This window comes from Pseudomonas sp. 8AS (assembly GCF_902506505.1).
Classification (GTDB): Bacteria; Pseudomonadota; Gammaproteobacteria; order Pseudomonadales; family Pseudomonadaceae; genus Aquipseudomonas.
This window is the reverse complement of the sequence record NZ_LR733406.1, coordinates 1,374,816-1,401,580: the sequence shown is the minus strand read 5'-3', so window position 1 is coordinate 1,401,580 and position 26,765 is coordinate 1,374,816. Positions and strand designations below refer to the sequence as shown.

Here is a 26,765-nt window from a genome sequence, read left to right as displayed (position 1 = left end):
CTAAAATGCCGGCCTTTTCGCCAGAACGCCCGGAATTGCCGTGACCACCCAGCCCGATCGCCTCTTCGCCCAGCCCCATGCCGAGTTGCAGGACTTCACCTTCAACGAGGACGTGGTACGGGTGTTCCCGGACATGATCAAGCGCTCGGTGCCCGGTTACCCGACCATAGTCGAGAACATCGGCGTGCTGGCCGCGCAGTTCGCCCAGCCCAACTCGGCGCTGTACGACCTGGGCAGCTCGCTCGGCGCGGTGACCCAGGCCCTGCGCCGGCATGTGCGCACGGAAGGCTGCCGGGTGATCGCGGTGGACAACTCGCACGCCATGGTCGAGCGCTGCCGCGAGTACCTGCATGCCCAGGACTCGATGTTCCAGGAACTGCTGCCGGTGGAGGTGCGCGAAGGCGACATCCTCGCCCTGGAGTTCGCCCCGACTTCCCTGGTGGCGCTCAACTTCACCCTGCAATTCATCGAGCCCGAGCAACGCCTGCCTCTGCTCACGCGCATCCGCCAGGCCCTGCTGCCGGGCGGCGCGCTGATCCTCTCGGAGAAGCTGCGTTTCGAGGACGAGCAGCAGAACGCCCTGCTCACCGAGCTGCACATCGCCTTCAAGCGCGCCAACGGCTACAGCGAGCTGGAAATCGCCCAGAAGCGCAGCGCCCTGGAAAACGTGATGAAGCCGGACAGCCTGGAGCAGCACCGCGAGCGTCTGCTCGCCGCCGGCTTCAGCCAGGTGGTGCCCTGGTTCCAGTGCCTCAACTTCGCCTCGCTGGTGGCCCTGCCGTGATCGCCGCCCTCGACCTCGACGCCCTGCAACAGACCCTGGCCGGCAGCCCGCTGCAGGACTGGGCGGCCGACCTGCCGGCACAGATCGACGCCAAGCTGGCCATCGGCCACGGCGACCTGCAGCGCTGGTACGCCGCCGTGCAGAGCCTGCCGGCACTGCAGGCCGAACGCCAGGAACTGCGCGAGCAGCTGCTGCTCGACGGCCCCTGCGATGAAGCCACTCGCGCCCAGCTGCTCGGCGCCCTGCAGGGCCTGATCCCCTGGCGCAAGGGCCCGTTCGACCTGTTCGGCGTGCATATCGACACCGAATGGCGCTCGGACTGGAAATGGTCGCGGGTCGCCCCGCACCTGGACCTGAAGAACAAGCGCATCCTCGATGTAGGCTGCGGTAACGGTTACTACCTGTGGCGCATGCTCGGCGCCGGCGCTGGCAGCGTGGTCGGCGTCGACCCCAACTGGCTGTTTCTCAACCAGTTCCTCGCGGTGAAACACTACCTGCCGGACCTGCCGGCCTGGCACCTGCCGCTGGCCCTGGAAGAACTACCGGCCAAACTCGAAGGTTTCGACACGGTGTTCTCCATGGGCGTGCTGTACCACCGCCGCTCGCCCATCGACCACCTGCTGGAATTGAAGGACTGCCTGCGCAAGGACGGCGAACTGGTGCTGGAAACCCTGGTGGTGGAAGGCGATGCCCAGCAGGTGCTGGTGCCGGAAGATCGCTACGCGATGATGCGCAACGTCTGGTTCCTGCCCTCGGTGCCGGCCCTGGAACTGTGGCTACGCCGCGCCGGTTTCGTCGATGTGCAGTGCGTGGACGTGTCGGTGACCAGCGTCGAGGAACAGCGCGCCACCGACTGGATGCGCTTCCAGTCGCTGCCGGACTTCCTCGACCCGGCCGACCACGGCCGCACCGTCGAAGGCCTGCCGGCGCCGACCCGCGCCGTGCTGGTGGCGCGCAAACCCTGATTCAGGCGGCGCACCCGATAAGCCCGAGCGCGGCTCAGACCAGCTCGATGCGGTCGTCGTGAATGACGATCAGCCCCTGCTTGAACAGGCCGCCGATGGCCTTCTTGAAGTTGCCCTTGCTCACCCCGAACGCCTGGGTGATGGCTGCCGGCTCGCTCTTGTCGCTCAGCGCCAGGCTGCCACCCTGCTCGCGCAGGCGGGCCAGGATCTGCTCGCTGAGGCTGCTGGCGGCGGCCTGGCCGACCGGCTGCAGGCTCAGGCTGATCTTGCCGTCGGCGCGCAGTTCCTTGATGAAGCCCTTCTCCTGCATGCCGCTGCGCAGGAACTTGAACGCCTCGTTCTTGTGGATCAGGCCCCAGTGCTGGTTGTTGATGATGGCCTTGAAGCCCATGTCGGTCTGCTCCACCACCAGCAGATCCACGGCCTCGCCGACCTTGTAGCGCGGCGACGTGTTGTCCAGGTAGCGGTCCAGGCGCGCGGTGGCGGTGATGCGCTTGGTGCGTTTATCCAGGTAGACATGCACCACGCAGTAGTCGCCGACCTGCAGCGGGCGCTTCTCTTCCGAATGCGGCAGGAGCAGGTCCTTGGGCAGGCCCCAGTCGAGGAACAGGCCGACCCGGTTGATCTCGACCACCTTGAGGCTGGCGAAGCCGCCCACCTGGACCTTGGGCCGTTCGGTGGTGGCAATGATGCGGTCTTCGCTGTCCAGGTAGACGAACACGTTGAGCCAGTCGCCGACTTCGCTCGGTTCGCCCTTGGGCACGTAGCGGTTGGGCAGGAGGATCTCGCCGTCGGCGCCGCCGTCCAGATAGAGGCCGAAATCGGCCTGCTTGACCACCTGCAATGAGTTGTAGCGCCCGATCAGAGCCATGTTCACCACCTTGTCTGCAAGGCCGGCATTCTACCCGTTGCCACTGCCGCGCGCTGCCCCGACAGGCGAATGGCCGGCGCCCGCTCACCGCCTGCGGCCGGTTAGCCGCACATTCGCCACTGGCGCGTAACACGGTCATGTTTCAGAATCATGGCAGGCAGCAACTTCGGCTCGCCGAACTGGTCATAGCTACACGGATTCTCGCTGTCCGATCTCAGGAGCTCCTGTGCGTCCCTTCAGCCGCTGGCTGCCATACCCTGCCGTGTCGCTCTGCGCCCTCGGCTTGCTGTTCATTATCCTGCCGATTGCCAGTCGCTATTGGCTGGGCTGGTCGAGCCTGGCCGGCTACCTGTCCGACCTCGGCATCGGCAGCCTGTTGCTGCTGCTCAGCTACCGCCGGCCGCTGCTGGCGGTGCCGCTGATACTGGCCTGGGGCCTGATGCTGCTGGGCAACGCCGAGCTGGTCGCGGCCGTGGGCCGCATGCCCGAGCCGGGCGACCTGAAATACCTGAGTGACCCGCAGTTCGTCGGCCGCTCCACCCAGGGCGCCGGAATCACCTATCCCGCGCTGGCCATCGCCCTGATCGGCGCCGCCCTGGCCTGCCTGCTCAGCGGGCGCAAGCGCTGGCCGGCACTGCCGCGCTACAGCCTGGCCGTGCCGCTGGCCCTGCTGCTGGGCCACGCCGCCGACCAGCGTTTCAACCCCAGCGAAGCCGACCAGTGGCAGCAGTTCAACCTGCCGCACAAGCTCCTGGCGGAAAGCCTCAACCGCGCCCAGCTCGGCGTCGAGGACTGGCTCGACGGCGACGACGCCAGCAGCCCGCCGGATATCGCCGACCTGAGCAAACTGGACCTCTCCGGTACGCCGCTGCTGGCCGGCGCCGGCAAGGCGCGCAACGTGCTGATCGTCACCCTGGAAGGCATTCCCGGGGCCTATATCGCCGCCAACCGCGCGGCGCTCGGCAGCAGCTACAGCGAAGAGCTGATGCCGCGCCTGAGCCAGTGGGCCGAGCGCAGCATGACCACCCCCGACTACGTGCTGCACAGCCACCAGACCATCCGTGGCCTGTATGCCATGCTCTGCGGCGACTACAGCAAGCTCGACTCGGGCACGCCCAAGGGCGTCGAACTGCTCAACAACCAGGCGCGCAGCGAGCAGTGCCTGCCGGCGCAGATGCGCTCCCAGGGCTTCAGCACCCACTTCCTGCAGGGCGCTGGACTGCGCTTCATGGCCAAGGACCAGATCATGCCGCAGATGGGTTTCCAGCAGACCCACGGCCGCGAGTGGTTCCGCAACAAGCCCTACCTGGAATTCCCCTGGGGCATGGACGACAAGGCCTACTTCGAGGGCGCGCTGAAGTACGTGACCCAGCTGCGCAAGCACAAGCAGCCGTGGATGCTCACCCTGCTCACCGTCGGTACCCACCAGCCCTACTCCGCGCCCAAGCAATACCTGGAGCGCTACCCCACCGCCAAGCAGGCCGCCATCGGCTACCTGGACGACGCCGTGGCCGACTTCCTCGAGGGTCTGGAAAAACAGGGCGTGCTCAAGGACACCCTGGTGATCGTCACCTCCGACGAGTCCCACGGCCTGGAAAACGTGCGCCTGGCTTCGGCCTGGGGCTTCAACCTGGTGCTGGCGCCCGACCAGGCCGCCCTGCCCAGGGTCAAGCCCGGCGTCTATGGCCATGTCGACCTGACCGCCTCGGTGCTCGACTACTTCGCCCTGCCGGTGCCGGACAACATCGCCGGACGCTCGCTGTTTCGCGACTACAGCAGCAGCCGCGAGATCATGTCCTACACCAACGGCATGCTGCGCCAGCACGACGGCGCCGTGTTCACCGAATGCAACTTCCAGCAGGTCTGCCGGCGCTATACCAGCAAGGGCTTCATTGCCGACCAGGCCGAGTACCTCGGGCGTATCAGCGGCAAGCAGGCGCGCCTGGTCAGCCAGCGCGCCGCCCTGCTCGACCAGTCGATCAGCGGCGGCCAGGTCGGCCAGCGCTACCAGTTTGCCAACCGCGAGCGCATCGACCTGAAAACCGAGGCACGTGATGACTGGGCGGACAACCTGATCGGCGCGCAATACCTGGAAATGCCCGAAGGCACGCGCACCCGCGTGACCCTGAAGATCGAGGCCGTGCGCCTCGACCGCCATGGCGCCAGCCTGCGCCTGAAGACCAAGGAATTCGACCGCGACGTGCAACTGAGCATCCCCGAGCTGCCGGCCCTGCAGCGCGGCAAGACGGTGACGCTGAGCTTCGACTTCGACAACCCCAAGACGCGCAAGGCGTTCTCCTTCCACCTGCTCGGCGAAGGCCGCGGCGCCATCCGCATCAGCGACTTCAGCGTGGTCACCGAGCCGCTGCCGCCGGAACTGATCGCCGCGCAGGCCGCGGAAGAAACCCTGGAAACCCTGGCGCACTAATCCCGTAGGGTGCGCTGCGCGCACCGCAACCCACGCACAGGCCGCCGGTGTGCACGGCGCACCCTACGGCTGTCGCAGCCCCAGGCGCAGCAGCTGGCCGTCGGCCTCGTCGGTCAGCAGGTAGAGGTAGCCATCGGGCCCCTGGCGCACGTCTCGGATGCGCCAGCCGCGCCCAGCCAGCAGGCGTTCCTCGTGCACCACCCTGTCGCCGTCCAGTTGCAGGCGGATCAGCGCCTGCCCGGCCAGGGCGCCGATGAACAGGCTGTGCCGCCAGGCCGGGAAACGTTCGGCCGAGTAGAACGCCATGCCGCTGAGCGCCGGCGACTTTTCCCACACATGATGGGGTGGCTCGGTGCCGGCCACCCGCTCGCCTTTGGCCTCGGGAATCGGCAGGAAGCTGTAATTGACGCCGTGGGTCGCCAGCGGCCAGCCGTAGTTCCTGCCGGCCTGGGGAATGTTGATTTCGTCGCCACCGCGCGGGCCGTGCTCGTGCAGCCACAGCTGGCCAGTCCAGGGATTGAGCGCCGCGCCCTGGGCATTGCGATGGCCGTAGGACCAGATTTCGCCGCGCGCCCCGGCCCGAGCGACGAAGGGGTTGTCCGCCGGAATGCGGCCATCGGCATGCAGGCGCACCAGCTTGCCCTGCAGCTTGTCCAGCTGTTGGGCGGTGGCGCGCTGGCCGTTCTCGCCCAGGGTGATGAACAGTTCGCCGCGGCGATCGAACACCAGGCGCGAACCGAAGTGGATGCCGGTGGACAGCTTGGGCTGCTGGCGGAAGATCACCGCAAAGCCCTCCAGGGCTAGCTGGTCGTCGCTCAACCGGCCGCGGCCGACCGCCGTGCCGGCCCGTTCGCCGCCGGCATCCGCCTCGGCGTAGCTGAGGTAGACCAGGCGATCGCGGGTGAAATCCGGCGACAGCGCCACATCCAGCAGCCCGCCCTGGCCCTGGGCAAACACCGCCGGCACGCCACGCAGCGGCGCCGACAGGCGGCCCTGGCCGTCCAGCCAGCGCAGGCGCCCGGGCCGCTCGCTGATCAGGCTGCCCTGCCCGTCCGGCAGGAACGCCAGGCCCCAGGGGTGCTCCAGGCCGCCCACCAGCACCTCCAGCGTCAGCTCGCCCAGTTCGCTGTTCTCCACCTGCGCCGGCGCCGGCAGCGACCAGCCCAGCAGCAGGCAGCACAGGCCCGCGGGTAACAGGTGCTTGAGCATGGGTTTTCCTCCTCAATGGCAGCATTCTTGTCGCACAGTCCCGGCGGCGGGCCCAGGCCGGTTACAATCAGCCTTCATTTCCTTTTGTGACTGTAGCCACCATGAGCGAACCCGAGCGTCTGTCCAAGCGCCTGACCCAACAGCTGCCCTGCTCGCGCCGCGAGGCGGAGCTGTATATCGAGAACGGCTGGGTCACCGTCGACGGCCGCGTGGTGGAAGAGCCGCAGTTCAAGGTGCGCGACGAGCAGATCGCCCTGCTGCCGGGCGCCGTGGCACAAACCCTGCCGCCGGTGACCATCCTCCTGCACAAGCCGGCCGGCATGGGTTGCGGCCTGGGCGCCAACTCGGTGCAGCAGTTGCTGACCCGGGCCAACCAGATGGCAAGCGATGCCAGCGGCATCCGCCCGCTGCAGCGCCACTTCACCCGCCTGGACATGCTTACTCCGCTGGAAACCGATGCCAGCGGCCTGCTGGTGTTCAGCCAGAACCGCTCGGTGATCCGTCTGCTCAAGGACGACGGCGACCAGCTGGAGCACGAATACGTGGTCGAGGTCAGCGGCGAGATCGCCAGCAACGGCCTCAAGCGCCTGGCCTTCGGCCTCAGTTACAAGGGCGTGACGCTGGCGCCGTGCAAGGTCAGCTGGCAGAGCGAAAACCGCCTGCGCTTCGCCATCAAGGCGGTGCAGCCGGGCCAGCTGCGCTTCATGTGCGAAAGCGTCGGCCTGCAGGTCGACGGCATCCGCCGCCTGCGCATCGGCCGCACCGGCATGGCCAAGCTGCCGGTCGGGCAGTGGCGCTACCTGGGGCCGAACGAGAAGTTCTGAGGCCTCGTCGTCAGTAATCGGCGTAGCGCTGCTCGATCCGCAGGTACTCGCCACTGGCGCGGATCGCCGCAAGGCCGCGGTCGAAGCGGGCGCGCTGCTTATCCAGGCGAAAGCCGACGCTGTAGGGCGTGGCCGGCAGCACCTGGTACCAGGTCAGCGCCTGGCGGGTGTCCACCTGCCCCGCCACCTCGCGATTGAAGTAACCCAGGATGCGCGGATCGCCCACCACCACCTCGACCCGGCCGCTGTACAGCAGGCGGTTGCGGTTGATCTGCTGCGCTTCCTCGCGGTAACGCGGATTGGCGGCGGCCATGGCCTGGAACTGCGGGCCGAGCAGGTAACGCGCACGCTGGAAGGTGCTCACCGAGTAGCCGGCCAGATCGTCGATGCTGTTGATCCGGTAGCCGCGCGAACTCAGGGCCACGGCCGCGTTGTGGTAATGGATATAGGTCGCCGAGTAGTGCGCCGGTATGCCGCTGTGCGGATTTGTGGTGGCGATGCCGTCCAGGTCGCCGCGGCGCAGCGCCAGGTGCAGGCGCTCCATCGGCGCATAATGCGCGTGCAGGGTGAAACCGGCCTCCCGCGCCGCGGCCGCCACCAGGTCGTACTCCAGGCCCCGCGCCTCGCCCTCGAACACGTAGGGCGGCTTGTGCGTACCGAAACCGATATGCAGGGGCTCGGCCGCCAGCGCAGACGTCAGCACCATCAACCCCGCCAGCCAACCATAACGACCCATGCCCACCCCCGATCAACGGCCAAGAATAGGCTGCCTGGGCAGCAACATGCCATCAGCCATACGTATGGCAGGCGATTCATCCGCAGCCGGTCACCAGGGGCTAGACTCAGGACCTTCACTGCCTTGTGCCCCCCCCTTGGAGAACTCCCATGCTCAAAGCCCAATACCAGCACCGCGGCAAGGTGCCCCAGGACGTCATCGAAGCGGTCGAACTGACCCTGCCAGCCCTGCCGGCCGGGCAGGCACTGGTCAAGGTCCTGGCGGCGCCGATCAACCCGTCCGACGTGCTCACCCTCACCGGCGAATACGGCATCCTGCCGCCGCTGCCGGCGATCGGCGGCAACGAGGGCGTCGGCCGGGTCGAACAGCTGGGTGACGGGGTGACGCACCTCAAGGTCGGCCAGACCGTGCTGCTGCCGGTGGGCTGCGGTACCTGGGTGACCCACCTGCACGCCCCGGCCGACAAGCTGATCCCGCTGCCGGATGCCGACCCGCAGCAACTGGCGATGATGACCATCAACCCGCCGACCGCTTCCCTGCTGCTCAGCCAGTTCGTCGACCTCAAGCCGGGCGACTGGGTGATCCAGAACGCCGCCAACTCGGGCGTCGGCGGCTACCTGATCCAGCTGGCCAAGCTGCGCGGCTTCAAGACCATCAACGTGGTGCGCCGCGAGTCGGCGATTGCCGGGGTGCAGGCCGAAGGCGGCGACGTGGTGCTGGTCGACGGCCCCGACCTGTTCAAGCGCGTACGCGAAGCCACCGGCGGCGCACCGGTGCGCCTGGGCATCGATGCCATCGGCGGAGAAGCCACCGACCACCTGGCCGCGTCCCTCTGCGAGGGCGGCGTGCTGGTCAACTACGGCCTGATGAGCGGCCAGCCGTGCCAGGTCTCGGCCGCCTCGTTCGTGTTCCGCGACGTGACCCTGCGCGGCTTCTGGCTGGCCAAGTGGTTCCAGAAAGCGACCCCGGCCGAGCAGTTCAAGGTATTCGGCGAGCTGACCCAGCTGATCGCCGCCGGCAAGCTGAAGGCGCGGGTGGCCGCGACCTACAATATCAGCCAGATCAAGCAGGCCATCGCCGCAGCCGCCAGTGGCGAACGGGACGGCAAGATCCTGATCGTGCCCTGATCGCCCAGCGCAGCAATGAAAAAGGGGGCCTTCAGGCCCCCTCTTCGTTTCACTCCGCCGCCGGCTTCTTGCGCTTGAGCGGTGCCAGGCCGTCCTGGCTGACCACCGCAGACGGTGCATTGTTCGGCCGCGCGCTCGGTTTGCGCTTGGGTGCGGCGGCCTTGGCGCCCGGCTTTTTGGTGTCCTTCTTGTCGACCTTTTTCTTCTTCGGTCCGACCGGCTTGCCGGAAGCCTTGAGGTTCTTCGGCCCCTGATAGATGCCCTTCAGCTCCTTGATGTTGCGCCGCTCGAAACGCTGCTTGAGGTAGCGCTCGATGCTCGACATCAGGCTCCAGTCGCTGTGGGTGATCAGCGAAATGGCCAGGCCATCGCTGCCGGCACGCCCGGTGCGGCCGATGCGGTGTACGTAGTCGTCGCCGGAGCGCGGCATGTCGAAGTTGATCACCAGGTCCATGCCGTCGACATCCAGGCCGCGTGCCGCCACGTCGGTGGCGACCAGCACCTTGGCCCCGCCCTGCTTGATGCGGTCGATGGCCAGCTTGCGGTCCTTCTGGTCCTTCTCGCCGTGCAGCACGTAGACCTTGTGTTCGGCCGCCACCAGCTTGCCCCACAGGCGATCGGCCTGGACCCGGGTGTTGGTGAAGATGATCGCCTTCTGGTAGGTCTCGTTGGCCAGCAGCCACTCGACCAGCTGTTCCTTGTGGTAGTTGTGGTCGGCCGTGATGATCTGCTGGCGGGTGCCCTCGTTCAGCTCGCTGACGCTGTTGAGCTTGAGGTGCACCGGCTCGCGCAGCACGCTGGCGACCATCTCGCGCAGGCCGTTGCCGCCGCTGGTGGCGGAGAACAGCATGGTCTGCTGGCGGTTGCTGCATTCCTTGGCCAGGCGCTGCACGTCTTCGGCAAAGCCCATGTCGAGCATGCGGTCGGCTTCGTCGAGAATCAGCACTTCTACGTCATTGAGCTTGAGGGTGCCGGCATTCAGGTGTTCGAGCAGGCGCCCCGGGGTGCCGATGAGGATGTCCGGCACCTTGCGCAGCATGGCGGCCTGCACCTTGAAGTCCTCGCCACCGGTGATCATCCCCGACTTGATGAAGGTGAACTGGGAGAAGCGCTCGACTTCCTTGAGCGTCTGCTGGGCCAGCTCACGGGTCGGCAGCAGGATCAGTGCACGGATGGTCACCCGTGGCGTGGCATCGCCGATCAGGCGGTTAAGCAGCGGCAGGACGAAGGCCGCGGTCTTGCCACTGCCGGTCTGCGCCGTCACCCGCAGGTCACGCCCTTCCAGTGCCGGCGGAATCGCCGCTTGCTGCACCGGCGTCGGCTCGGTGAAGTTGAGCTCGGCGACGGCCTTGAGCAGGCGTTCATGCAGGGCAAATTGGGCGAACACGGGGCATACCTCGACAGAGAATCAGCAAAACAGCCGCATAGATTACCGGTTGTCAGGCTAAATGACCGCCTCTGTCGTGCAAAAAGCCGCCCGCCACCGGCCGAACGGCAGTTTTCCGCTCGGCCAGGCCAGGCCAGGCCGGAGACTGTCTGTTTTTTGTACAAAGCTGAACAAGCGGATAGAATGCGCGCCGCCTGCCAATCCCGGCGGGCATGGGTTCCCTAACCCCATTCATTAAAAAGGTCCGACCATGTCCCTGCTTCCCGAGCAGCGTCGGCGCTCCGCGCTGGCCGTGCTGATTGCTTTCCACATTCTCATCATCATCGCCAGCAACTACCTGGTGCAGCTGCCGATCACCCTGTTCGGCTGGCACACCACCTGGGGCGCGTTCAGCTTCCCGTTCATCTTCCTGGCCACCGACCTGACCGTACGCCTGCTCGGCAAGGGCCCGGCGCGCCAGGTGATCGCCCGGGTCATGCTGCCGGCGCTGCTCGCCTCCTACGTGGTCTCGGTGCTGTTCCAGGAAGGCGCCTTCCATGGCTTGGCGGCGCTGGGTGAGTTCAACGAATTCGTCCTGCGCATTTCCGTGGCCAGCTTCCTCGCCTATGTGCTCGGCCAGGTCCTCGATATCCAGGTGTTCGACCGCCTGCGCCGCCTGCCGCAGTGGTGGATCGCCCCTACCCTGTCGACCATCGTCGGCAACCTGCTGGATACCTTCGCCTTCTTCTCGGTGGCGTTCTGGCGCAGCAGCAATGCCTTCATGGCCGAGCACTGGGTGGAAATCGCCACGGTGGACTACGGCGTCAAGCTGGCCGTCAGCCTGGTGCTGTTCGTGCCGCTCTACGGCCTGCTGCTCAACGCCATCCTGCGCCTGCTGGCCGGGCGGGTTCGCCTGGCCGCCTGAGGCGCCAGCGCCGAACAGGCCGGCAGCCGATTCGTGAGCCGCTGCCAAAAGCCGGCAGCGCCGGCTTCGCAGCGCAGCGGGTTTGCGCCACACTGCAGGGCGCGCAGCGTCTGCGCACCATCACTGGCCCCTCTTCGCGGAGTAACTCCATGTCCCGATCCTTGCTTTTCGCAGTCACCGGCCTGGCCCTGGCCATCGGCCTGAACAGCGCGCAGGCCGCCCCCAAACACGACAAGCAGGACCGGCACGGCGGCGGCAGTGACGAGGTGCAGGTCGACCTGCATGGGCCGAGCATCGATATCGGCCAGGTGCGCATCACCCTCGGCAACAACCGCGAACTGATCGGCCCGACCCAGTCCCTGCCGCCGGGCATCCGCAAGAACCTGGCGCGCGGCAAGCCGTTGCCACCGGGGATCGCCAAGCGCTTCGACAGCCGCCTGCAGAGCCAGCTGCCGCACTACGACGGCTACGAATGGCAGCAGGTCGGCACCGATGTGGTGCTGGTCGCCATCGCCACCGGGATCATCTACGAAGTGCTGCAGAACGTACTGGACTGAAGTCGCGGAAAGCGCGCCGCTTATGCAGCGGCGCACGCCAGCTCGCGCAATAGCCGGGTTCAGAAACCCTGGCGCGCCTGCCGGCGCAGCAGGCGCGCACTGTCCCAGCCGGTCAGCAGCACCGCCAGCCAGATCGGCGCGTAGGTCCACAGCTGCCGGGGGTCGAAGGTCTCGCCGAGAAACAGCACCGCCAGGGCGAACAGCAGCACCGGCTCGACATAGCTGAGGATGCCGAACAACCCCAGCGGCAGCAGGCGGCTGGCCGCCATCATCGCGCCGAAGGCCAGGGCACTGAGCAGGCCCAGGCCCGGCAGCAGCCACCACAGCTGCGGCGCCTGGGCGAACACGCCGAGCGGGCCATGGCTGTGGATCAGCCAGATCGCCAACGGCGCCAGCACCAGCATCTCCAGGACAAAACCGGACAGCGCATCCAGACGCATCCAGCGGCGCAGCATGAAGTACGGCGGATAGCCCAGGGCGGCGACCAGGGTCACCCAGGAGAACGCCTGGGTCAGCCACAGCTCATGGACCACGCCGAGCAGCGCACAGGCCACAGCCAGGCGTTGCAGCGGGCGCAGGCGCTCACCATAGAACAGCCGGCCGACCAGGACCATGGCCAGCGGCAGCAGGAAGTAGCCGAGCGACACTTCGAGCATGCGCCCGGCCAGCGGCGCCCAGACGAACAGCAGCCACTGCACGCCCATCAGCGCCGCCGCCAGCAGCAGGGCCGGCAACAGCAGCGGCTCGCGCCGCAGGCGATTGAACGCGGCACCCAGCACCGCCCACTGGCGCGCCAGGGCGACCAGCAGCAGAACCGCGGGAATCGACCAGATAATGCGCTGGGCGAACACCTGCAGCCCATCCAGCGGTGCCAGCTCGCGCACGTAGCCCGGAATCAGCACGAACAGCACCGACGCCGCCACCGACAGCGCCACACCACGACCAGACAAGTGCACGGGAGCCTCCGCCCCTGAATAAGTGGCGCCCATCCCAACACAGGGCGTGCACTATTTCAAACACAGTTGCACAAGAAGGCAGGCATACAGCCGGATAAAAAACGACCCGCCAGGCGCAGGGCTTGGCGGGTCAAACGTCGGGCCGAGGAGCACGGCCCGGAGGAAAGATCGGTGACTCAGGAGTAGATCAGGCGACCTTGGCCAGCTGCTCGCGGGCCTGGGCCAGGCCCTTGTCGTGGAACTCGGCGCCCAGGTTGAGGCCTTCGGCGTGGATGAAGGTCACGTCGTGGATGCCGACGAAGCCCAGCGCCTGGCGCAGGTAGGGCTCTTGGTGATCCAGGCTGCTACCGCTGTAGACGCCGCCGCGGGCGGTCAGCACATAGGCGCGCTTGCCGCTCAGCAGGCCTTGCGGGCCGGTCTCGGTGTACTTGAAGGTGACGCCGGCACGCAGCACGTGGTCCAGCCAGGACTTCAGGGTGCTGGGGATGGCGAAGTTGTACATCGGCGCCGCCAGGACCAGCACATCGGCGGCCAGCAGCTCGTCGGTGAGCAGGTTGGAGCGGGCCGCGGCGGCCTTTTCCACCTCGTTCTGCTGCTCGGCGGGCTTCATCCAGCCACTGAGCAGGTCGATATCCAGGTGCGGCACCTGCTCCACGGCCAGGTCACGAACCTGGATCTGGTCCTGCGGGTTGGCGGCCTGCCACTGGGCAATGAAGTCGGCGGTCAGTTGACGGGATACGGAACCTTCTTTGCGGGCGCTGCTTTCGATAACCAGGACACGGGACATGGGGCTTACCTCCATCGGGGTTGTTGTGCGTCGATGGGGGCAGATTAGGGAGATATTGTTCGATAAAAAAGCGCAAAAAACCGCTTCAAATTATCGACTAAGTTGATTTGTTGGCAGCCACGCACTAGGCTGCCAACAGCTCGATTCAGCTGGCCTGGCTCAGATGGGCTTGCAGACCAGGTCGATGCGCAGCTTGATCACGTTGCGGTTGAACTTCACCGTCAGGTTGCTGTTCTGCCCCGGTGCCAGATCGATCTTGCGCGTGCGCGGCGCATCCGGGCCATTGCGGAACGTCGCCTTGCACTGGGCCGCGCGCTGGCCGTAGTTGTAGAGCATTACCGAGCCGATATCGCTGTCGATGTCCTCGGCGGTCGCCGACACTTCGGCACCATTCATCTGCTTGTTCATCTCCACCGGATAGGCGGCGGCGGTGAGCGGCAACAGAGCGACCAGTGCCAGGCAAAGCTTTTTCATGCGGCAGTCTCCTTCAGGGGACGCCAAGAGTAGAGAAGAGGAAGCAACGATGAAAGCGCCCCGTGTCACCCTCGATCAATGGCGCACGCTGCAGGCGGTGGTCGACCACGGCGGCTTCGCCCAGGCCGCCGAGGGGCTGCACCGTTCGCAATCCTCGGTGAGCTACACCGTGGCGCGCATGCAGGAGCAGCTCGGCGTGCCCCTGCTGCGCATCGACGGGCGCAAGGCGGTGCTCACCGAAGCCGGGGAAGTGCTGCTGCGCCGCTCGCGACAACTGGTCAAGCAGGCCAGCCAGCTGGAAGACCTGGCCCATTCCATGGAGCAGGGCTGGGAAGCCGAGGTGCGCCTGGTGGTCGATGCCGCCTACCCCAACGTGCGCCTGGTGCGCGCGCTGTCGGCCTTCATTCCGCAGAGCCGCGGCTGCCGCGTGCGCCTGCGCGAGGAGGTGCTGTCGGGGGTCGAGGAAGTGCTGCTGGAAGGCACCGCCGACCTGGCCATCACCGGCCTGAGCATTCCCGGCTACCTGGGCACCGAGCTGTGCAGCATCGAATTCGTCGCCGTCGCCCATCCCGATCACGCCCTGCACCGGCTGCAGCGCGAGCTGACCTTCCAGGACCTGGAAAGCCAGATGCAGGTGGTGATCCGCGACTCCGGGCGCACCCAGCCACGCGATGTCGGCTGGCTCGGCGCCGAACAGCGCTGGACGGTGAGCAGCCTGCCCACCGCCGCCTCCTTCGTCAGCAGCGGCCTGGGCTTCGCCTGGCTGCCACGCCACGCGATCGAGCGCGAACTGCGCGAAGGTCTGCTCAAGCCGCTGCCGCTGGCCCAGGGCGGCACGCGCAACCCGTCCTTCTCGCTGTATGCCAACAAGGACAAGCCCCTGGGCCCGGCCACGCAGATCCTCGTCGAGCTGATCAAGACCTTCGATGCCGCCCCGCTGGACGCGCCGTTCGCCGCGCCGCTGCCGGGCAACTGAGAGCACAGCCATGTCCTATTTCGAACACGCCGGCTGCCAGCTGCACTTCGAGGATTATGGCCAGGGCACGCCGCTGCTGCTGGTGCATGGCCTCGGCTCGAGCATCCGCGACTGGGAGTACCAGCTGCCGGCGCTGAGCGCCAGGCATCGGCTGATCGCCCTCGACGTGCGCGGCCACGGCCGCTCCGGAAAACCGCGCGAGGCCTACAGCATCCCGGCCTTTGCCGACGACGTGGCGGCCCTGATCGAACACCTGGGCCTGGAGCGGGTGCACCTGGTCGGCATCTCCATGGGCGGCATGATCGCCTTCCAGCTGGCGGTCGACCACCCTGAGCTGCTGCTGAGCCTGACCATAGTCAACAGCACCCCGGAAGTGCGCGCCAGGAACCTGAACGAGCGCTGGCAACTGCTCAAACGCTGGAGCCTGTCGCGCCTGCTCAGCCTGGAAACCATCGGCAAGGGCCTGGGTCGCATCCTCTTCCCGCGCCCGGAACAGGCCGAGCTGCGACAGAAGATCGAACAGCGCTGGCCGCAGAACGACAAACGCGCCTACCTGGCCAGCCTGGATGCCATCATCGGCTGGAGCGTATGGGAACACCTGAGCAACATCACCTGTCCTACCCTGGTGGTCAGCGGCGACCGCGACTACACCCCGGTGGCGCACAAGCAGCGCTATGTGCAGGCCATGCGCACTGCGCGCCTGGTGGTGATCGAAGAGTCCCGCCACGCCACGCCGATGGACCAGCCCGAACGCTTCAACACCACCCTGCTCGACTTCATCGACAGCGTCGAACACCTCTGACCCACAACAAGGACCTACCCATGCTGAAGAAACTTGCCCTCGCCGCCTCCAGCCTGCTGCTCAGCCTCAACCTGCTGGCCGCTCCCGTCGCCAACCCGCACGTGCTGCTGACCACCAGCCTGGGTGAAATCGAAATCGAGCTGGCCGCCGACAAGGCGCCGATCAGTACGCAGAACTTCCTCGCCTATGTGGAATCCGGCTTCTACGACGGCACCCAGTTCCACCGGGTGATCCCCGGTTTCATGGTCCAGGGCGGCGGCTTCGATGCCGACATGAGCGAGAAGGACACCCAGGCGCCGATCAAGAACGAGGCCGACAACGGCCTGCGCAACGAGCGCGGCACCCTGGCCATGGCCCGCACCCAGGTGGTCGACTCGGCCACCAGCCAGTTCTTCATCAACCACAAGGACAACGCCTTCCTCGACCACGGCGGCCGCGATTTCGGCTACGCGGTGTTCGGCAAGGTGGTGCGCGGCATGGAGGTGGTCGACAAGATCGCCCAGGTGCCGACCGGCAACCGCGGCATGCACCAGAACGTACCGCGCCAGCCGGTACTGATCGTCTCGGCGAAGAAGCTCTAAGCTCGCCCGCAGGGTGCGCGCAGCGCGCGCCCTGCACCGCCCCGTCCCTACCGCAGGCGCGGCTTCAGCCGCGAACGCCGTTCAAGGACAATCCGCCCTCAGTGCGCCGACCACACCGCCAGCTCGTTGCCATTGGGGTCGGCAAACTGGAAACGGCGGCCACCGGGGAAGCTGAAAATATCCCGCACTATTGTCCCGCCGTGCGCTCGCACCCGCGCCAGCGCCGCCTCCAGATCGTCGGCATACAGCACCACCAACACCGAGCCATTGGCGCTCGAAGCCTGCCGGTCGGCCTGGTAGAAGCCGCCGTCCAGGCGCCCGTCATTGAAGGCGCAGTACTCCGGGCCGTAGTCGACGAACTGCCAGCCGAAAACGCTGCTGTAGAACGCCTTGGCCAGCGACAGATCCCTGGCGGGCAACTCGATGTAGTCGATCTTGCGGTCTGCGGGCATGGTCATTCTCCTCAACAGGTCCAACCGATCCGGTCGGCGAGCAGCAGCTTGGCCTCGGGGCTGCGCACGCGCCTGCAACTGCCGAGGCAACACGGCGGCCCAGTGGCGGCAGCCGACGGCATCAGCGCCAGTCGCCAGCACATACACAGGCCCAGCCTAGCAAACTCCCGCCCACAAAAAAGGGCAGCCCGAGGGCTGCCCAATCACACGGAGAAACGTGCAGGTTAGTGGGACACCGCACCGCTGGCGCCGAGGCCGGTCTGCGAGCGGACGAACTGCGAGTAGAAGCGTGCACGTTCTTCGTTGGCTGCCGCGGACTTGTCGGTGATCGAGAAGAACCAGATACCGGCAAAGGCAATCGCCATGGAGAACAGCGCCGGGTACTCGTAGGGGTAGATGGCTTCGGCATGACCGAGGATCTGCACCCACACGGTTGGGCCGAGGATCATCAGCGCCACGGCGGTGATCAGGCCCAGCCAGCCGCCGATCATGGCACCACGGGTGGTCAGCTTCTTCCAGTACATGGAGAGGATCAGTACCGGGAAGTTGCAGCTGGCCGCGATGGAGAAGGCCAGGCCGACCATGAAGGCGATGTTCTGCTTCTCGAACAGGATGCCGAGCACGATCGCCAGTACGCCGAGGCACACGGTGGTGATCTTCGATACGCGCAGCTCATCCTTCTCGTTGACGCGGCCCTTGCGGAACACACTGGCATACAGGTCGTGGGACACCGCCGAAGCGCCGGCCAGGGTCAGCCCGGAGACCACAGCGAGGATGGTGGCGAAGGCCACGGCCGAGATGAAGCCGAGGAACCAGCTGCCGCCCACGGCGTTGGCCAGGTGGATGGCCGCCATGTTGTTGCCGCCGAGCAGGGCGCCGGTGGCGTCCTTGAAGGCCGGGTTGGTGCTGACCAGGAGGATCGCGCCGAAGCCGATGATGAAGGTCAGGATGTAGAAGTAGCCGATGAAGCCGGTGGCGTAGAACACCGATTTACGGGCTTCCTTGGCATCCGACACGGTGAAGAAGCGCATCAGGATGTGCGGCAGGCCGGCGGTACCGAACATCAGGGCCAGGCCCAGGGAGATGGCCGACACCGGATCCTTCACCAGGCCGCCGGGGCTCATGATGGCCTCGCCTTTCGGGTGCACGGCAATGGCTTCGCTGAACAGGCGGGCGAAGTCGAAGTCGACGTGCTTCATCACCATCAGCGCCATGAAGGAGGCACCGGAGAGCAGCAGCACGGCCTTGATGATCTGCACCCAGGTGGTCGCCAGCATGCCGCCGAACAGCACGTAGAGCACCATCAGGATACCGACCAGGACGACCGCCACGTGGTAGTCGAGGCCGAACAGCAGCTCGATCAGCTTGCCGGCACCGACCATCTGCGCGATCAGGTAGAACGCCACCACCACCAGCGAGCCGCTGGCGGACAGGGTGCGGATCTGGGTCTGACCGAGACGGTAGGAGGCCACGTCGGCGAAGGTGTACTTGCCGAGGTTGCGTAGGCGTTCGGCGATCAGGAACAGGATTACCGGCCAGCCGACCAGGAAGCCGATCGAGTAGATCAGGCCGTCGTAGCCGGAGGTGAACACCAGCGCGGAAATACCCAGGAACGAGGCCGCCGACATGTAGTCGCCGGCGATCGCCAGGCCGTTCTGGAAGCCGGTGATGCTGCCGCCGGCGGTGTAGAAGTCGGACGTCGAGGTGTTGCGCTTGGACGCCCAGTAGGTGATGTACAGGGTGGCACCGACGAAGGCGAGGAACATGACGATGGCCGAGGTGTTGAGCGGCTGACGCTGTACGTCGCCCTCAATCGCACCGGCAGCCCAGAGGGCCGGGGTGATGGCCAGCAAGCCAATGGCAGTGAGGAGTCGCGCGATCATTTCTGCACCTCGTCGAGAATGGCCTTGTTCAGACGGTCGAATTCGCCGTTGGCGCGCTTGACGTAGATACCGGTCAGCACGAAGGCGGAAACGATCAGACCGACGCCCAGGGGAATCCCCCAGGTAACCGGCGAGTCGGCATTGATACGGGTTCCGAGCAGTTGCGGCTCGAAGGCGATCAGTAGGATGAAGGCCACGTACATGCCGAGCATGATCGCGGATAGGATCCAGGCAAAGCGTTCGCGCTTGGCGACCAGTTCCTGGAATTGCGGATTCTGTTCAATCCGCTTGTAGATGCTGTCGTTCATTGTTGTTGTCCTCCGCAGCATGGGTTGCTGGTGAGTTCACTCTAGTTGGCCGGCCAACGGCGCACAGACGACCTTAGTCGTAGCCACCGGGCTTTCGCGACCAAAGTCTTAGGCTGCGCCAGCCGTGGCATGCGGCGGGTCGCAGGCGCCGGCGCGCCTGCCGTGCCGGCGTACTCCTCTCAGGCTAACGCGGCAACGGCAAGCCCTGCAGCGGGCTGACGATCGGCCCGGTTGCGGCCGCGCCAGCCGCGCGCAGGCCGAACCGGCGGGCCGGTGCTGGACGCGCATTTCCCCTATCGAATCGATGCACAGGCCTTATTTCACGGGCAGCGCCGCGCCACCTAGGCTGCAGCACAGGAAACACCGACTGCTTCGAGGTGCGCCATGCTCAAGACCCTCACCTTCACCGCCATGCACTTCTGCATCGCCTTCGCCGTGACCTATGCACTGACCGGCAGCGTGGCGGCCAGCGGCCTGGTGGCGGCGATCGAACCGCTGTGCAACTCGGTGGGTTTCTACTGCCACGAGAAGCTCTGGCAGCGCTTCGAGAAGCGTGGCGCACGGCCGCAGGCCATTGCCCGGCATGCCTGGCTGCACCACCAGGCATGAGCGCCCGGACTGCCCGCAAGGCGCCGTGATCCGCTAAGATGCGCGGCTTTGTCGCCACGCACCCACAGCCATGAGCCAGCCCGCCCGTTTCCCCGTTCTGCCCTACCTGTTCGCCAGCCTGCTCGCCGTGCTGGCGCTCGTCGCCCTGTGGTACGGCATCGGCCGCCCTGTCGTGCTGGCCGATGCCGCCACGCCGACGCACAAGCTGCAATGCGCCTCCTACACACCGTTCGGCAAGGACCAGTCGCCCTTCCAGCAACCCTTCGTGCTGCGTCCCGAGCTGGTGGATGCCGACCTGGCCCTGCTGGCCCAGCGCTTCACCTGCATCCGCACCTACTCGCAGATCGGCCTGGAAGGCATTCCCGAGCTGGCGCGCAAGCATGGCCTGAAGCTACTCGCCGGCGCCTGGGTCAGCAGCAACGCGCAGGACACCGAGCGCGAAGTGGCGGCGCTGATCGACACCGCCAACCGCTACCCGGACGTGGTCGACGGGGTGATAGTCGGCAACGAGGTGCTGCTGCGCAAGGACGCCACCGCCGAGCGCCTGATCCAGCTGATCGGCCAGGTCAAGGCGGCGGTCAAGCAGCCGGTCACCTATGCCGATGTCTGGGAGTTCTGGCTGCAGCACCCCGAGGTGGCGCCGGCGGTGGACTTCATCACCATCCACCTGCTGCCCTACTGGGAAGACGAACCCAGCGGCATCGAGGACGCCCTGCACAAGGTCGCCGAGGTGCGCCAGATCTTCGGCAACAGCTACGCGCCCAAGGACATCCTGATCGGCGAAACCGGCTGGCCGAGCGAGGGCCGCCAGCGCGAAACCGCCCTGCCCAGCCGGGTCAACGAGGCGCTGTTCATCCGCGGCTTCGTCAAGCTGGCCGAGGACAATGGCTGGCACTACAACCTGATCGAAGCCTTCGACCAGCCGTGGAAGCGCGACAGCGAAGGCGCCGTCGGCGGCTACTGGGGCCTGTTCGATGCCGACCGTGGCGACAAGGGCATCCTCGCCGGGCCGGTGTCCAACCTGCCGCACTGGCCGCTGTGGCTGAGCCTGAGCGGCGCCCTGCTGGGCCTGAGCCTGCTGCTGGCCGGCGCCCCGGCGTCGCGCCGCGCCGCCCTGCTGCTGCCGCTGAGTGCCGCCCTCGGCGCGGCCTGCATCGCCGGCTGGGGCGAGCTGGCCAGCATCACCAGCCGCAGCAGCGCCGAGTGGCTGTGGGCCGGCGCGCTGCTGCTGCTCAACCTGATCGTGCTGGCGCATGTCAGCCTGGCCCTGTCCGCCCGCAACGGCTGGCGCGCGGGACTGTTCGCCTGGCTGGAACGCCGCGGCGGCTGGTGGCTGGCCGCCAGCGGCTTCGCCGGCGCGATCCTGATGCTGGGGCTAGTGTTCGACGCGCGCTACCGCAGCTTCCCGAGCATGGCCCTGCTGCTGCCGGCCCTGGTCTACCTGTGCCGCCCGGTCGGCGGCCCGCGCCGGGAAATCACCCTGCTGGCGCTGCTGATCGCCGCCGGCATCGCCCCGCAGCTGTACCAGGAAGGCCCGCACAACCTGCAGGCCATCGGCTGGGCGATCACCTCGGCGCTGCTGGTGGCGGCACTGTGGCGCAGCCTGCGGCTCACCCGCGGCTGAGCAACGGTCGCACCCTAGGCAACCGGCCTGGGCGCATGGTTCTCGCCGCCGCAAAGCAAAAAGGGACGCCCAGGCGTCCCTTTTTTCATGCTCGGGCCAGGCTTCAGGCGCTGACCGGCGCCCGGCGCACCAGGCGCAACCCCGCCAGCACCACGGCGAACACCGCCAGGCTGACGCTGTACAGCACCAGCGCCGGCAGGCCGACCAGCAGCGCCAGCACGGCCAGCCCCCAGCCCAGGCGCCCCGGCAGGCAGAAGGCCAGCAGCGCCAGACCCAGGGCCGTGCTGGCGATCACCCGAAAATGGATCAGCCAGCCCAGCCCGGCGCGTGCCTGGCACTCCCAACGCGCCGCCTCGTCGACGCACAGGCCCACCCACTGACTGTCTTCCATCAGGGCGAAACGCACGCCGTAGCTGGCCGCCAGCCACAGTGGCAGAAGCAGCAACAACACGAGCAGGGGCAGATGACGGGACATGGACGAACTCCGGTGGTCGAAAAAGCGGCGCCCAGCTTAATCGGCCTGCTCATTTGTGCAACAAGGACGTTCTAGAATGCACGCCATGAATGCCCGCCGCCTGCTCTATGCCCTCGCCGCCCTGTCCGTGCTCTGGCTCGGCTGGGCCATGCTGCAACCGCCGCCGCCCCTGCCGGATCATGGCCAGCCGGGGGCGGCCGGCTACCGCCTGGCCGGGCACACCATCACCCCGCTCGAACCGTTCCAGCTCGAGGCCCGCGTGCTCGGCCGTGAAGACTATCGCTTCGACCGCGGCGCCCAGGTCTCGCCCACCGACCTGGCCCTGGGCTGGGGGCCGATGGCCGACCCGCAGGTACTGGCGCGAATCGCCATCAGCCAGGGCAACCGCTGGTATCGCTGGCGGGTCGAGGAGTTCCCCATCCCGCGCCGCGAGATCGAGACCCACAGCGCCAACATGCACCTGATCCCGGCCAACGCCGCGGTGGCCGACGCCCTGGCCGCGGTGCGCCCGGGCCAGCGCATCGCCCTGCGCGGGCAGCTGGTCGAGGTCAAGGGCGATGACGGCTTCCGCTGGCTCAGCTCGCGGACCCGCGAGGACACCGGCGACGGCGCCTGCGAGCTGATCTGGGTCGAGCAGCTCAGCCGCCTCGACTGAGCGCCACGGCACTCTTCGCCCTTGCGCTTGTCCTACCCCTGCTATTCACTGCCCCCATACCTTTCACACAGGGATTCGGCCATGTTCCGCCTGCCCGCCCTTGCCGCCCTGCTCGGCAGCCTGCTGGCCAGCCTGCCCGTGCAGGCCGCCGACATCGACGCCGCCAGCTACGGCTACCCGTTAAGCAACCCGTTCGAGGCGACCATCGCCAGCACGCCGCCGGCCCTGCGCCCGCAGCTGCCGGCCGACGACGACATCGACCAGGCCGACTACGCCCTCAAGCTGCGCCCGGAGCGCGAGTTCCAGCTGCCGGAGAACTTCTGGCCGGTGACCAAGCTGCGTTACCGCCTGGCCCGGCAGGACGGCCGCGCGCCGCTGATCTTCATCATTTCCGGCACCGGCGCGCACTACGCCAGCAGCAAGACCGAGGATCTCAAGCGCCTGTTCTACGGTGCCGGCTACCACGTGGTGCAGCTGTCCTCGCCGACCAGCTACGACTTCATGAGCGCCGCCTCGCGCAGCGCCACCCCCGGCATCTCCAGCGCCGACGCCGAAGACCTGTACCGGGTGATGATGGCCGTGCGCGCCCAGCACCCCGGGCTGGACGTCAGCGAATTCCACCTGATCGGCTACAGCCTCGGCGGGCTGCACGCAGCCTTCGTCAGCGAACTGGACGAGCGCATGCGCAGCTTCAACTTCAAGCGCGTGCTGCTGGTCAACCCGCCGGTCAACCTGTACACCTCGGTGAGCAACCTCGACCGCCTGGTGCAGACCCGGGTCGCGGGCATCGACAGCGGCACCACCTACTTCGAACAGATGCTGGAGAAACTGGCGCACTACTTCGAGGAAAAGGGCCGCATCGACCTCAACGACGCCATGCTGCAGGACTTCCTGCAGTCGGACGAGCAGCTCAGCAACGAACAGCTGGCCATGCTGATCGGCAGCGTCTTCCGCTTTTCCTCGGCGGATATCGCCTTCACCTCGGACCTGATCAACCACCGCGGCCTGATCACCCCGGCGCAGTACCCGATCCGCCAGGGCACCAGCCTGACCCCCTTCTTCAAGCGCGCCCTGCAGTGCGACTTCGACTGCTACCTGAGCGAACAGCTGCTGCCCTACTGGCGCGCCAAGTACGACGGCGGCAGCCTGCTGCAAATGGTCGACCAGGCCAGCCTGTACGCCCTGGCGGGCTATCTGCAAGGCAGCAGCAAGGTGGCCGTGATGCATAACGCCGACGACCTGATCCTCGGCCCCGGCGACCTCGGTTTCCTGCGCCGTACCTTCGGCGAGCGTCTGACCCTGTACCCGCTCGGCGGGCACTGCGGCAACCTCAACTACCGCGTCAACAGCGACGCCATGCTGGAGTTCTTCCGTGGCTAAGCAAGGGATTTCGCAAGCGGGGCTGCTGGGCCTGGCGCTGCTGGCCGGCGCCGCCCAGGCCGACACGGATGCCGACGGCTTCACCAATCCGCTGGACCAGTTGCAGTTCAACCCCAGCCTCGACCAGCGCGAGTTCGAGCGCTCGACCCTCAGCGCGCTGAACGTCTACGACCCCTGGGAGTCGTGGAACCGGCGGGTCTACCACTTCAACTACCGCTTCGACGAATGGGTGTTCCTGCCGCTGGTCAACGGCTACCGCTACGTCACCCCGCGCCTGGTGCGCAGCGGCGTGAGCAACTTCTTCGGCAACCTGGGCGATGTACCCAACCTGCTCAACAGCCTGCTGCAGCTCAAGGGCAAACGCTCGCTGCAGACCACCGGGCGCCTGCTGCTCAACACCACGGTCGGCGTGGCCGGACTGTGGGACCCGGCCAGCCGGCTCGGCCTGCCCAGGCAGAGCGAGGACTTCGGCCAGACCCTGGGCTTCTACGGTGTGCCCGACGGCCCCTACGTCATGCTGCCGCTGCTCGGCCCGTCCAACCTGCGCGACACCGGCGGCAAGGTCTTCGACTTCGCCGCGGAGAGCCAGATCAACTACCTGAACATGAGCGAAACCAGCAGCGAACACCCGGAAATCACCGGCCTGCGCGTGGTCGACCTGCGCCACAGCACCAACCTGCGCTATGGCCAGCTCAATAGCCCGTTCGAGTACGAGAAGATCCGCTACGTCTACCGCGAGGCGCGCAAGCTGCAGATCGCCGAGTAGCGATAAGCATCGATGGATTCGATTGAATCGACGCGCATTTCGCAACCATCCATTCAATCGATAGGCATAGCATGGACACATTCCCACTTCGGAGGTGCCCCATGACCCAGTTCCGCCAAGTCGTCTCCCAGCATATCGGCCAAGCCGCCTCGGACGGTGCAGGCGTGCGCCTGACCCGCGTGTTCGGCGGCGCCGGCATCGAGCGTTTCGACCCCTTCCTGATGCTCGACGAGTTCGGCTCGGACAACCCCGACGACTACATCGCCGGCTTCCCGCCGCACCCGCACCGCGGCTTCGAGACCATCACCTACATGCTCGAAGGACGCATGCGCCACGAAGACCACCTGGGCAACGTCGGCCTGCTGCAGAGCGGTGGCGTGCAGTGGATGACCGCCGCCCGCGGCATCATCCACAGCGAAATGCCGGAGCAGCAGGAGGGCGTGATGCGCGGCTTCCAGCTGTGGCTCAACCTGCCGGCCAGGGACAAGCTGGGCGCCGCCGGCTACCGCGACTATGCGCCGGAGGAAATCCCGCGTCTGGTCAGCGCCGGCGGCGTGGCCGTCACGGTGATCGCCGGGCAGTTCGACGACGGCCAAGTGCAGCAGGCCGGCGCCGTGCAGCGCCCGCACACCCTGCCGCAACTGTTCGACCTGCACCTGCCGGCCGGCAGCCGCATCGCCCCGCGCCTGGCCGATGGCCAGCGGGTACTGCTGTATGTCTATGAGGGCGAGCTGGGAGTGAACGGCCATGCCGTCGGCAAGAGCCGCCTGGTGCGCCTGTCCGAGCAGGGCGCGATCGAGCTGGCCAGCGAGGCCGGCGCCCGGGTGCTGCTGATCGCCGGCACGCCGCTGGGCGAACCTATCGTGCAGTACGGCCCCTTCGTGATGAACAGCCGCGAGGAGATCGAGCAGGCCCTGCGTGACTTTCGCGACGACAAGCTGACCGAGGCCTGAGGGCTGGGCGGATTGGGGGCGTAGCGCCGGAGCCGGGCTTGCTGCGCTCAACCCAGGCTCAGCGCGTCGAGGTCACGCCCATCACCTCGCTGGCCGAGGGCACGGGCACGGCCAGGCCGAGGAAACGGCTCAACTCCTGTTTCTGCGCCATGGCGTCCTGATAACCCAGCTCGATCAGCTCGTTGCAGTAGCCGGGCTCGAACAGCAGGTAGCTGAGCACCCCGGCTCCACTGGCACGGGTCGCCCCCGGGCCGCGCAGGAAGAAACGCATGGAGCGGGCCAGCTCGTGGCGGTGGCGGGCGGCGATCTGGTCCAGCGGCTGGCTGGGGGCGATCACCAGCACCTCCACCGGTTTCAGGCCCAGCCCGCGCGGATGCAGGCCGGACGGCACCAGGCGGCCCATGTGGTTGAGCCGTTCGAGCAGCTCGATATCGCCTTCCAGGCTGTCGATGAAGGTGCTGTTGAGCATGTGCCCGCTGATCTGCGCCAGGCTTGGCGGCCTGCCGCTCTGCGGGCGCGGCACCATCTGGTTGGCCTCGCGCCCGAGCGGGTTGCCGCTGACCCCGACCACCAGCACGCGATTGGCGCCCAGGTGCAGGGCCGGGCTGATCGGCGCCGACTGGCGCACCGCGCCGTCGCCGAAGTACTCGCGATTGACCTTGACCGGCGGAAAGATCAGCGGAATCGAGGCGCTGGCCAGCAGGTGCTCCAGGCTCAGGCGGGTCGGCACGCCGACCCGGCGGTGACGGAACCAGGGGTCGATGGTCGCGCGGCCCTGGTAGAAGGTCACCGCCTGGCCACTCTCGTAGCCGAAGGCGGTCACCGCCACCGCGCGCAGCTGGCGCATGCGCACCGCCGCGGCGATCCCGGAGAAATCCAGTTCGCGCTCGAGCATGGCGCGCAGCGGCGAGCTGTCGAGCAGCGCCACCGGAATATCCCCGCCCATGCCCAGCAGGCTGTGGCCGATGAAGCGCCCGGCCTGGCGCAGCACACCGGGCCAGTCGGTGCGATAGACCTGGTCGCAATGGAAGTTCTGCCAGACCTGGGTCAGGCGGCGGATCGCCTCGCTGAAATGCAGGGCGCCACAGGCCAGGCCTACGGCATTGATGGCTCCGGCCGAGGTGCCGACTATCACCGGGAACGGGTTGTGCGCGGCATCCGGCAACAGGTCGGCGATCGCCCCGAGCACGCCGACCTGGTAAGCCGCCCGGGCCCCGCCGCCGGAGAGAATCAGCCCGGTCAGCGGGGTGTCGGTGTGCACGGCTTGATTCATGAACGATTCCCGCGGGTCT

28 protein-coding genes are annotated in these 26,765 nt (G+C 67.1%); 16 read left to right on the top strand and 12 right to left on the bottom strand.

The window, feature by feature from the left end:
* Positions 1-40 precede the first annotated feature (40 nt).
* Complete coding sequence (cmoA, locus tag GV001_RS06510) at positions 41-784, top strand: carboxy-S-adenosyl-L-methionine synthase CmoA (protein ID WP_160078832.1); 744 nt, start codon at positions 41-43, stop codon at positions 782-784.
* A complete protein-coding gene (gene cmoB / locus GV001_RS06505) occupies positions 781-1,749 on the top strand; it encodes a tRNA 5-methoxyuridine(34)/uridine 5-oxyacetic acid(34) synthase CmoB (protein ID WP_160078831.1) in 969 nt (322 codons plus the stop codon). The genes cmoA and cmoB overlap by 4 nt, the downstream gene beginning before the upstream one ends.
* 34 nt (positions 1,750-1,783) lie before the next feature.
* Here the strand turns inward: cmoB and GV001_RS06500 are convergent, their stop codons facing one another.
* Positions 1,784-2,620, bottom strand: a complete 837-nt coding sequence (locus GV001_RS06500; protein WP_160078830.1) for a S1 RNA-binding domain-containing protein — start codon at positions 2,618-2,620, stop codon at positions 1,784-1,786.
* Between the two features lie 226 nt (positions 2,621-2,846).
* Here GV001_RS06500 and GV001_RS06495 point away from each other — a divergent pair, with 226 nt between their 5' ends.
* A complete protein-coding gene (locus GV001_RS06495; protein ID WP_160078829.1) occupies positions 2,847-5,048 on the top strand; it encodes an LTA synthase family protein in 2,202 nt (733 codons plus the stop codon).
* Between the two features lie 63 nt (positions 5,049-5,111).
* On the opposite strand, the gene GV001_RS06490 is transcribed toward GV001_RS06495, so the two are convergent.
* Positions 5,112-6,257 carry a PQQ-dependent sugar dehydrogenase gene (locus GV001_RS06490; protein ID WP_160078828.1) on the bottom strand — a complete coding sequence of 382 codons (1,146 nt, stop codon included), beginning with the start codon at positions 6,255-6,257 and terminating at the stop codon, positions 5,112-5,114.
* A 101-nt stretch (positions 6,258-6,358) separates the two neighbouring features.
* Between GV001_RS06490 and GV001_RS06485 the strand changes: the two genes are divergently transcribed.
* Positions 6,359-7,081, top strand: a complete 723-nt coding sequence (locus GV001_RS06485; protein ID WP_160078827.1) for an rRNA pseudouridine synthase — start codon at positions 6,359-6,361, stop codon at positions 7,079-7,081.
* A 10-nt stretch (positions 7,082-7,091) separates the two neighbouring features.
* Here GV001_RS06485 and GV001_RS06480 read toward each other — a convergent pair whose 3' ends face one another.
* Positions 7,092-7,817 carry an ABC transporter substrate-binding protein gene (locus tag GV001_RS06480; protein WP_160078826.1) on the bottom strand — a complete coding sequence of 242 codons (726 nt, stop codon included), beginning with the start codon at positions 7,815-7,817 and terminating at the stop codon, positions 7,092-7,094.
* A gap of 149 nt (positions 7,818-7,966) precedes the next feature.
* On the opposite strand from GV001_RS06480, the gene GV001_RS06475 reads away from it, so the two are divergent.
* On the top strand, positions 7,967-8,944 hold the full coding sequence (locus tag GV001_RS06475; protein WP_160078825.1) for a zinc-dependent alcohol dehydrogenase family protein: 978 nt from the start codon (positions 7,967-7,969) through the stop codon (positions 8,942-8,944).
* A gap of 49 nt (positions 8,945-8,993) precedes the next feature.
* On the opposite strand, the gene GV001_RS06470 is transcribed toward GV001_RS06475, so the two are convergent.
* Entirely contained in the window at positions 8,994-10,331 is a 1,338-nt protein-coding gene (locus tag GV001_RS06470) for a DEAD/DEAH box helicase (protein WP_160078824.1), read from the bottom strand.
* A 250-nt stretch (positions 10,332-10,581) separates the two neighbouring features.
* On the opposite strand from GV001_RS06470, the gene GV001_RS06465 reads away from it, so the two are divergent.
* Together GV001_RS06465 and GV001_RS06460 are read left to right on the top strand one after the other, a co-directional pair.
* Positions 10,582-11,235 (top strand): 7-cyano-7-deazaguanine/7-aminomethyl-7-deazaguanine transporter, encoded by a 654-nt coding sequence (locus GV001_RS06465; protein ID WP_160078823.1) that lies wholly within the window; start codon positions 10,582-10,584, stop codon positions 11,233-11,235.
* 149 nt (positions 11,236-11,384) lie between these two features.
* A complete protein-coding gene (locus tag GV001_RS06460; protein ID WP_160078822.1) occupies positions 11,385-11,792 on the top strand; it encodes an anti-virulence regulator CigR family protein in 408 nt (135 codons plus the stop codon).
* A 59-nt stretch (positions 11,793-11,851) separates the two neighbouring features.
* Here GV001_RS06460 and rarD read toward each other — a convergent pair whose 3' ends face one another.
* The 3 genes from rarD to GV001_RS06445 all read right to left on the bottom strand — a co-directional run bounded on the left by rarD (position 11,852) and on the right by GV001_RS06445 (position 14,009).
* Positions 11,852-12,748 (bottom strand): EamA family transporter RarD, encoded by an 897-nt coding sequence (rarD, locus tag GV001_RS06455; protein ID WP_160078821.1) that lies wholly within the window; start codon positions 12,746-12,748, stop codon positions 11,852-11,854.
* 187 nt (positions 12,749-12,935) lie between these two features.
* Positions 12,936-13,535 carry an FMN-dependent NADH-azoreductase gene (locus GV001_RS06450; protein WP_160078820.1) on the bottom strand — a complete coding sequence of 200 codons (600 nt, stop codon included), beginning with the start codon at positions 13,533-13,535 and terminating at the stop codon, positions 12,936-12,938.
* 159 nt (positions 13,536-13,694) lie between these two features.
* On the bottom strand, positions 13,695-14,009 hold the full coding sequence (locus GV001_RS06445) for a 3-phosphoglycerate kinase (protein WP_160078819.1): 315 nt from the start codon (positions 14,007-14,009) through the stop codon (positions 13,695-13,697).
* Positions 14,010-14,058: 49 nt separating this feature from the next.
* Here GV001_RS06445 and GV001_RS06440 point away from each other — a divergent pair, with 49 nt between their 5' ends.
* From GV001_RS06440 to GV001_RS06430, 3 genes are read left to right on the top strand one after another with little or no spacing between them, the layout of a single operon-like run.
* Positions 14,059-14,985: a LysR family transcriptional regulator gene (locus GV001_RS06440; protein WP_160078818.1), complete on the top strand. Its 927-nt coding sequence runs from the start codon at positions 14,059-14,061 to the stop codon at positions 14,983-14,985.
* A 10-nt stretch (positions 14,986-14,995) separates the two neighbouring features.
* Positions 14,996-15,787, top strand: a complete 792-nt coding sequence (locus tag GV001_RS06435) for an alpha/beta fold hydrolase (protein ID WP_160078817.1) — start codon at positions 14,996-14,998, stop codon at positions 15,785-15,787.
* A gap of 20 nt (positions 15,788-15,807) precedes the next feature.
* Positions 15,808-16,368: a peptidylprolyl isomerase gene (locus GV001_RS06430; protein ID WP_160078816.1), complete on the top strand. Its 561-nt coding sequence runs from the start codon at positions 15,808-15,810 to the stop codon at positions 16,366-16,368.
* 98 nt (positions 16,369-16,466) lie between these two features.
* Here GV001_RS06430 and GV001_RS06425 read toward each other — a convergent pair whose 3' ends face one another.
* The 3 genes from GV001_RS06425 to GV001_RS06415 form a co-directional block, all read right to left on the bottom strand.
* Entirely contained in the window at positions 16,467-16,820 is a 354-nt protein-coding gene (locus tag GV001_RS06425; RefSeq protein ID WP_160078815.1) for a VOC family protein, read from the bottom strand.
* Positions 16,821-17,044: 224 nt separating this feature from the next.
* Positions 17,045-18,703, bottom strand: coding sequence for a cation acetate symporter (locus tag GV001_RS06420; RefSeq protein WP_160078814.1), 1,659 nt, complete (start codon positions 18,701-18,703; stop codon positions 17,045-17,047).
* On the bottom strand, positions 18,700-19,011 hold the full coding sequence (locus GV001_RS06415; RefSeq protein ID WP_160078813.1) for a DUF485 domain-containing protein: 312 nt from the start codon (positions 19,009-19,011) through the stop codon (positions 18,700-18,702). Before GV001_RS06415 ends, GV001_RS06420 begins: the two co-directional genes overlap by 4 nt.
* Before the next feature lie 384 nt (positions 19,012-19,395).
* Here GV001_RS06415 and GV001_RS06410 point away from each other — a divergent pair, with 384 nt between their 5' ends.
* Positions 19,396-19,620, top strand: a complete 225-nt coding sequence (locus GV001_RS06410) for a DUF2061 domain-containing protein (RefSeq protein ID WP_160078812.1) — start codon at positions 19,396-19,398, stop codon at positions 19,618-19,620.
* Between the two features lie 70 nt (positions 19,621-19,690).
* Positions 19,691-21,244 (top strand): beta (1-6) glucans synthase, encoded by a 1,554-nt coding sequence (locus GV001_RS06405; protein ID WP_160078811.1) that lies wholly within the window; start codon positions 19,691-19,693, stop codon positions 21,242-21,244.
* Positions 21,245-21,347: 103 nt separating this feature from the next.
* Here the strand turns inward: GV001_RS06405 and GV001_RS06400 are convergent, their stop codons facing one another.
* Positions 21,348-21,719, bottom strand: coding sequence for a hypothetical protein (locus tag GV001_RS06400; RefSeq protein ID WP_160078810.1), 372 nt, complete (start codon positions 21,717-21,719; stop codon positions 21,348-21,350).
* A 76-nt stretch (positions 21,720-21,795) separates the two neighbouring features.
* On the opposite strand from GV001_RS06400, the gene GV001_RS06395 reads away from it, so the two are divergent.
* From GV001_RS06395 to GV001_RS06380, 4 genes are all read left to right on the top strand, one after another.
* The gene (locus GV001_RS06395) at positions 21,796-22,374 is read left to right on the top strand and encodes a hypothetical protein (protein WP_256664875.1); all 579 of its coding nucleotides are present in this window, start codon (positions 21,796-21,798) and stop codon (positions 22,372-22,374) included.
* A gap of 81 nt (positions 22,375-22,455) precedes the next feature.
* Positions 22,456-23,754, top strand: a complete 1,299-nt coding sequence (locus GV001_RS06390) for a serine/threonine protein kinase (protein ID WP_160078809.1) — start codon at positions 22,456-22,458, stop codon at positions 23,752-23,754.
* Positions 23,755-23,761: 7 nt separating this feature from the next.
* Positions 23,762-24,520: a VacJ family lipoprotein gene (locus GV001_RS06385; RefSeq protein ID WP_372238575.1), complete on the top strand. Its 759-nt coding sequence runs from the start codon at positions 23,762-23,764 to the stop codon at positions 24,518-24,520.
* Positions 24,521-24,621: 101 nt separating this feature from the next.
* Positions 24,622-25,473: a pirin family protein gene (locus tag GV001_RS06380; protein WP_160078807.1), complete on the top strand. Its 852-nt coding sequence runs from the start codon at positions 24,622-24,624 to the stop codon at positions 25,471-25,473.
* A 58-nt stretch (positions 25,474-25,531) separates the two neighbouring features.
* On the opposite strand, the gene GV001_RS06375 is transcribed toward GV001_RS06380, so the two are convergent.
* A complete protein-coding gene (locus GV001_RS06375) occupies positions 25,532-26,746 on the bottom strand; it encodes a patatin-like phospholipase family protein (RefSeq protein ID WP_160078806.1) in 1,215 nt (404 codons plus the stop codon).
* Between the last annotated feature and the right edge of the window lie 19 nt (positions 26,747-26,765).

What these genes read in the sequence shown, in the direction of transcription:
- GV001_RS06475 (WP_160078825.1), top strand. Translation starts at nt 7,967, where the DNA reads ATGCTCAAAGCCCAATACCAGCACCGCGGCAAGGTGCCCCAGGACGTC.
- GV001_RS06425 (WP_160078815.1), bottom strand. Translation starts at nt 16,820, where the DNA reads ATGCCCGCAGACCGCAAGATCGACTACATCGAGTTGCCCGCCAGGGAT.
- GV001_RS06460 (WP_160078822.1), top strand. Translation starts at nt 11,385, where the DNA reads ATGTCCCGATCCTTGCTTTTCGCAGTCACCGGCCTGGCCCTGGCCATC.
- GV001_RS06395 (WP_256664875.1), top strand. Translation starts at nt 21,796, where the DNA reads ATGCACGCCATGAATGCCCGCCGCCTGCTCTATGCCCTCGCCGCCCTG.
- GV001_RS06390 (WP_160078809.1), top strand. Translation starts at nt 22,456, where the DNA reads ATGTTCCGCCTGCCCGCCCTTGCCGCCCTGCTCGGCAGCCTGCTGGCC.
- GV001_RS06480 (WP_160078826.1), bottom strand. Translation starts at nt 7,817, where the DNA reads ATGGGTCGTTATGGTTGGCTGGCGGGGTTGATGGTGCTGACGTCTGCG.
- GV001_RS06380 (WP_160078807.1), top strand. Translation starts at nt 24,622, where the DNA reads ATGACCCAGTTCCGCCAAGTCGTCTCCCAGCATATCGGCCAAGCCGCC.
- GV001_RS06490 (WP_160078828.1), bottom strand. Translation starts at nt 6,257, where the DNA reads ATGCTCAAGCACCTGTTACCCGCGGGCCTGTGCTGCCTGCTGCTGGGC.
- GV001_RS06400 (WP_160078810.1), bottom strand. Translation starts at nt 21,719, where the DNA reads ATGTCCCGTCATCTGCCCCTGCTCGTGTTGTTGCTGCTTCTGCCACTG.
- GV001_RS06435 (WP_160078817.1), top strand. Translation starts at nt 14,996, where the DNA reads ATGTCCTATTTCGAACACGCCGGCTGCCAGCTGCACTTCGAGGATTAT.
- GV001_RS06445 (WP_160078819.1), bottom strand. Translation starts at nt 14,009, where the DNA reads ATGAAAAAGCTTTGCCTGGCACTGGTCGCTCTGTTGCCGCTCACCGCC.
- GV001_RS06375 (WP_160078806.1), bottom strand. Translation starts at nt 26,746, where the DNA reads ATGAATCAAGCCGTGCACACCGACACCCCGCTGACCGGGCTGATTCTC.
- GV001_RS06500 (WP_160078830.1), bottom strand. Translation starts at nt 2,620, where the DNA reads ATGGCTCTGATCGGGCGCTACAACTCATTGCAGGTGGTCAAGCAGGCC.
- GV001_RS06415 (WP_160078813.1), bottom strand. Translation starts at nt 19,011, where the DNA reads ATGAACGACAGCATCTACAAGCGGATTGAACAGAATCCGCAATTCCAG.
- GV001_RS06465 (WP_160078823.1), top strand. Translation starts at nt 10,582, where the DNA reads ATGTCCCTGCTTCCCGAGCAGCGTCGGCGCTCCGCGCTGGCCGTGCTG.
- GV001_RS06430 (WP_160078816.1), top strand. Translation starts at nt 15,808, where the DNA reads ATGCTGAAGAAACTTGCCCTCGCCGCCTCCAGCCTGCTGCTCAGCCTC.
- GV001_RS06485 (WP_160078827.1), top strand. Translation starts at nt 6,359, where the DNA reads ATGAGCGAACCCGAGCGTCTGTCCAAGCGCCTGACCCAACAGCTGCCC.
- GV001_RS06450 (WP_160078820.1), bottom strand. Translation starts at nt 13,535, where the DNA reads ATGTCCCGTGTCCTGGTTATCGAAAGCAGCGCCCGCAAAGAAGGTTCC.
- GV001_RS06405 (WP_160078811.1), top strand. Translation starts at nt 19,691, where the DNA reads ATGAGCCAGCCCGCCCGTTTCCCCGTTCTGCCCTACCTGTTCGCCAGC.
- GV001_RS06440 (WP_160078818.1), top strand. Translation starts at nt 14,059, where the DNA reads ATGAAAGCGCCCCGTGTCACCCTCGATCAATGGCGCACGCTGCAGGCG.
- GV001_RS06410 (WP_160078812.1), top strand. Translation starts at nt 19,396, where the DNA reads ATGCTCAAGACCCTCACCTTCACCGCCATGCACTTCTGCATCGCCTTC.
- GV001_RS06420 (WP_160078814.1), bottom strand. Translation starts at nt 18,703, where the DNA reads ATGATCGCGCGACTCCTCACTGCCATTGGCTTGCTGGCCATCACCCCG.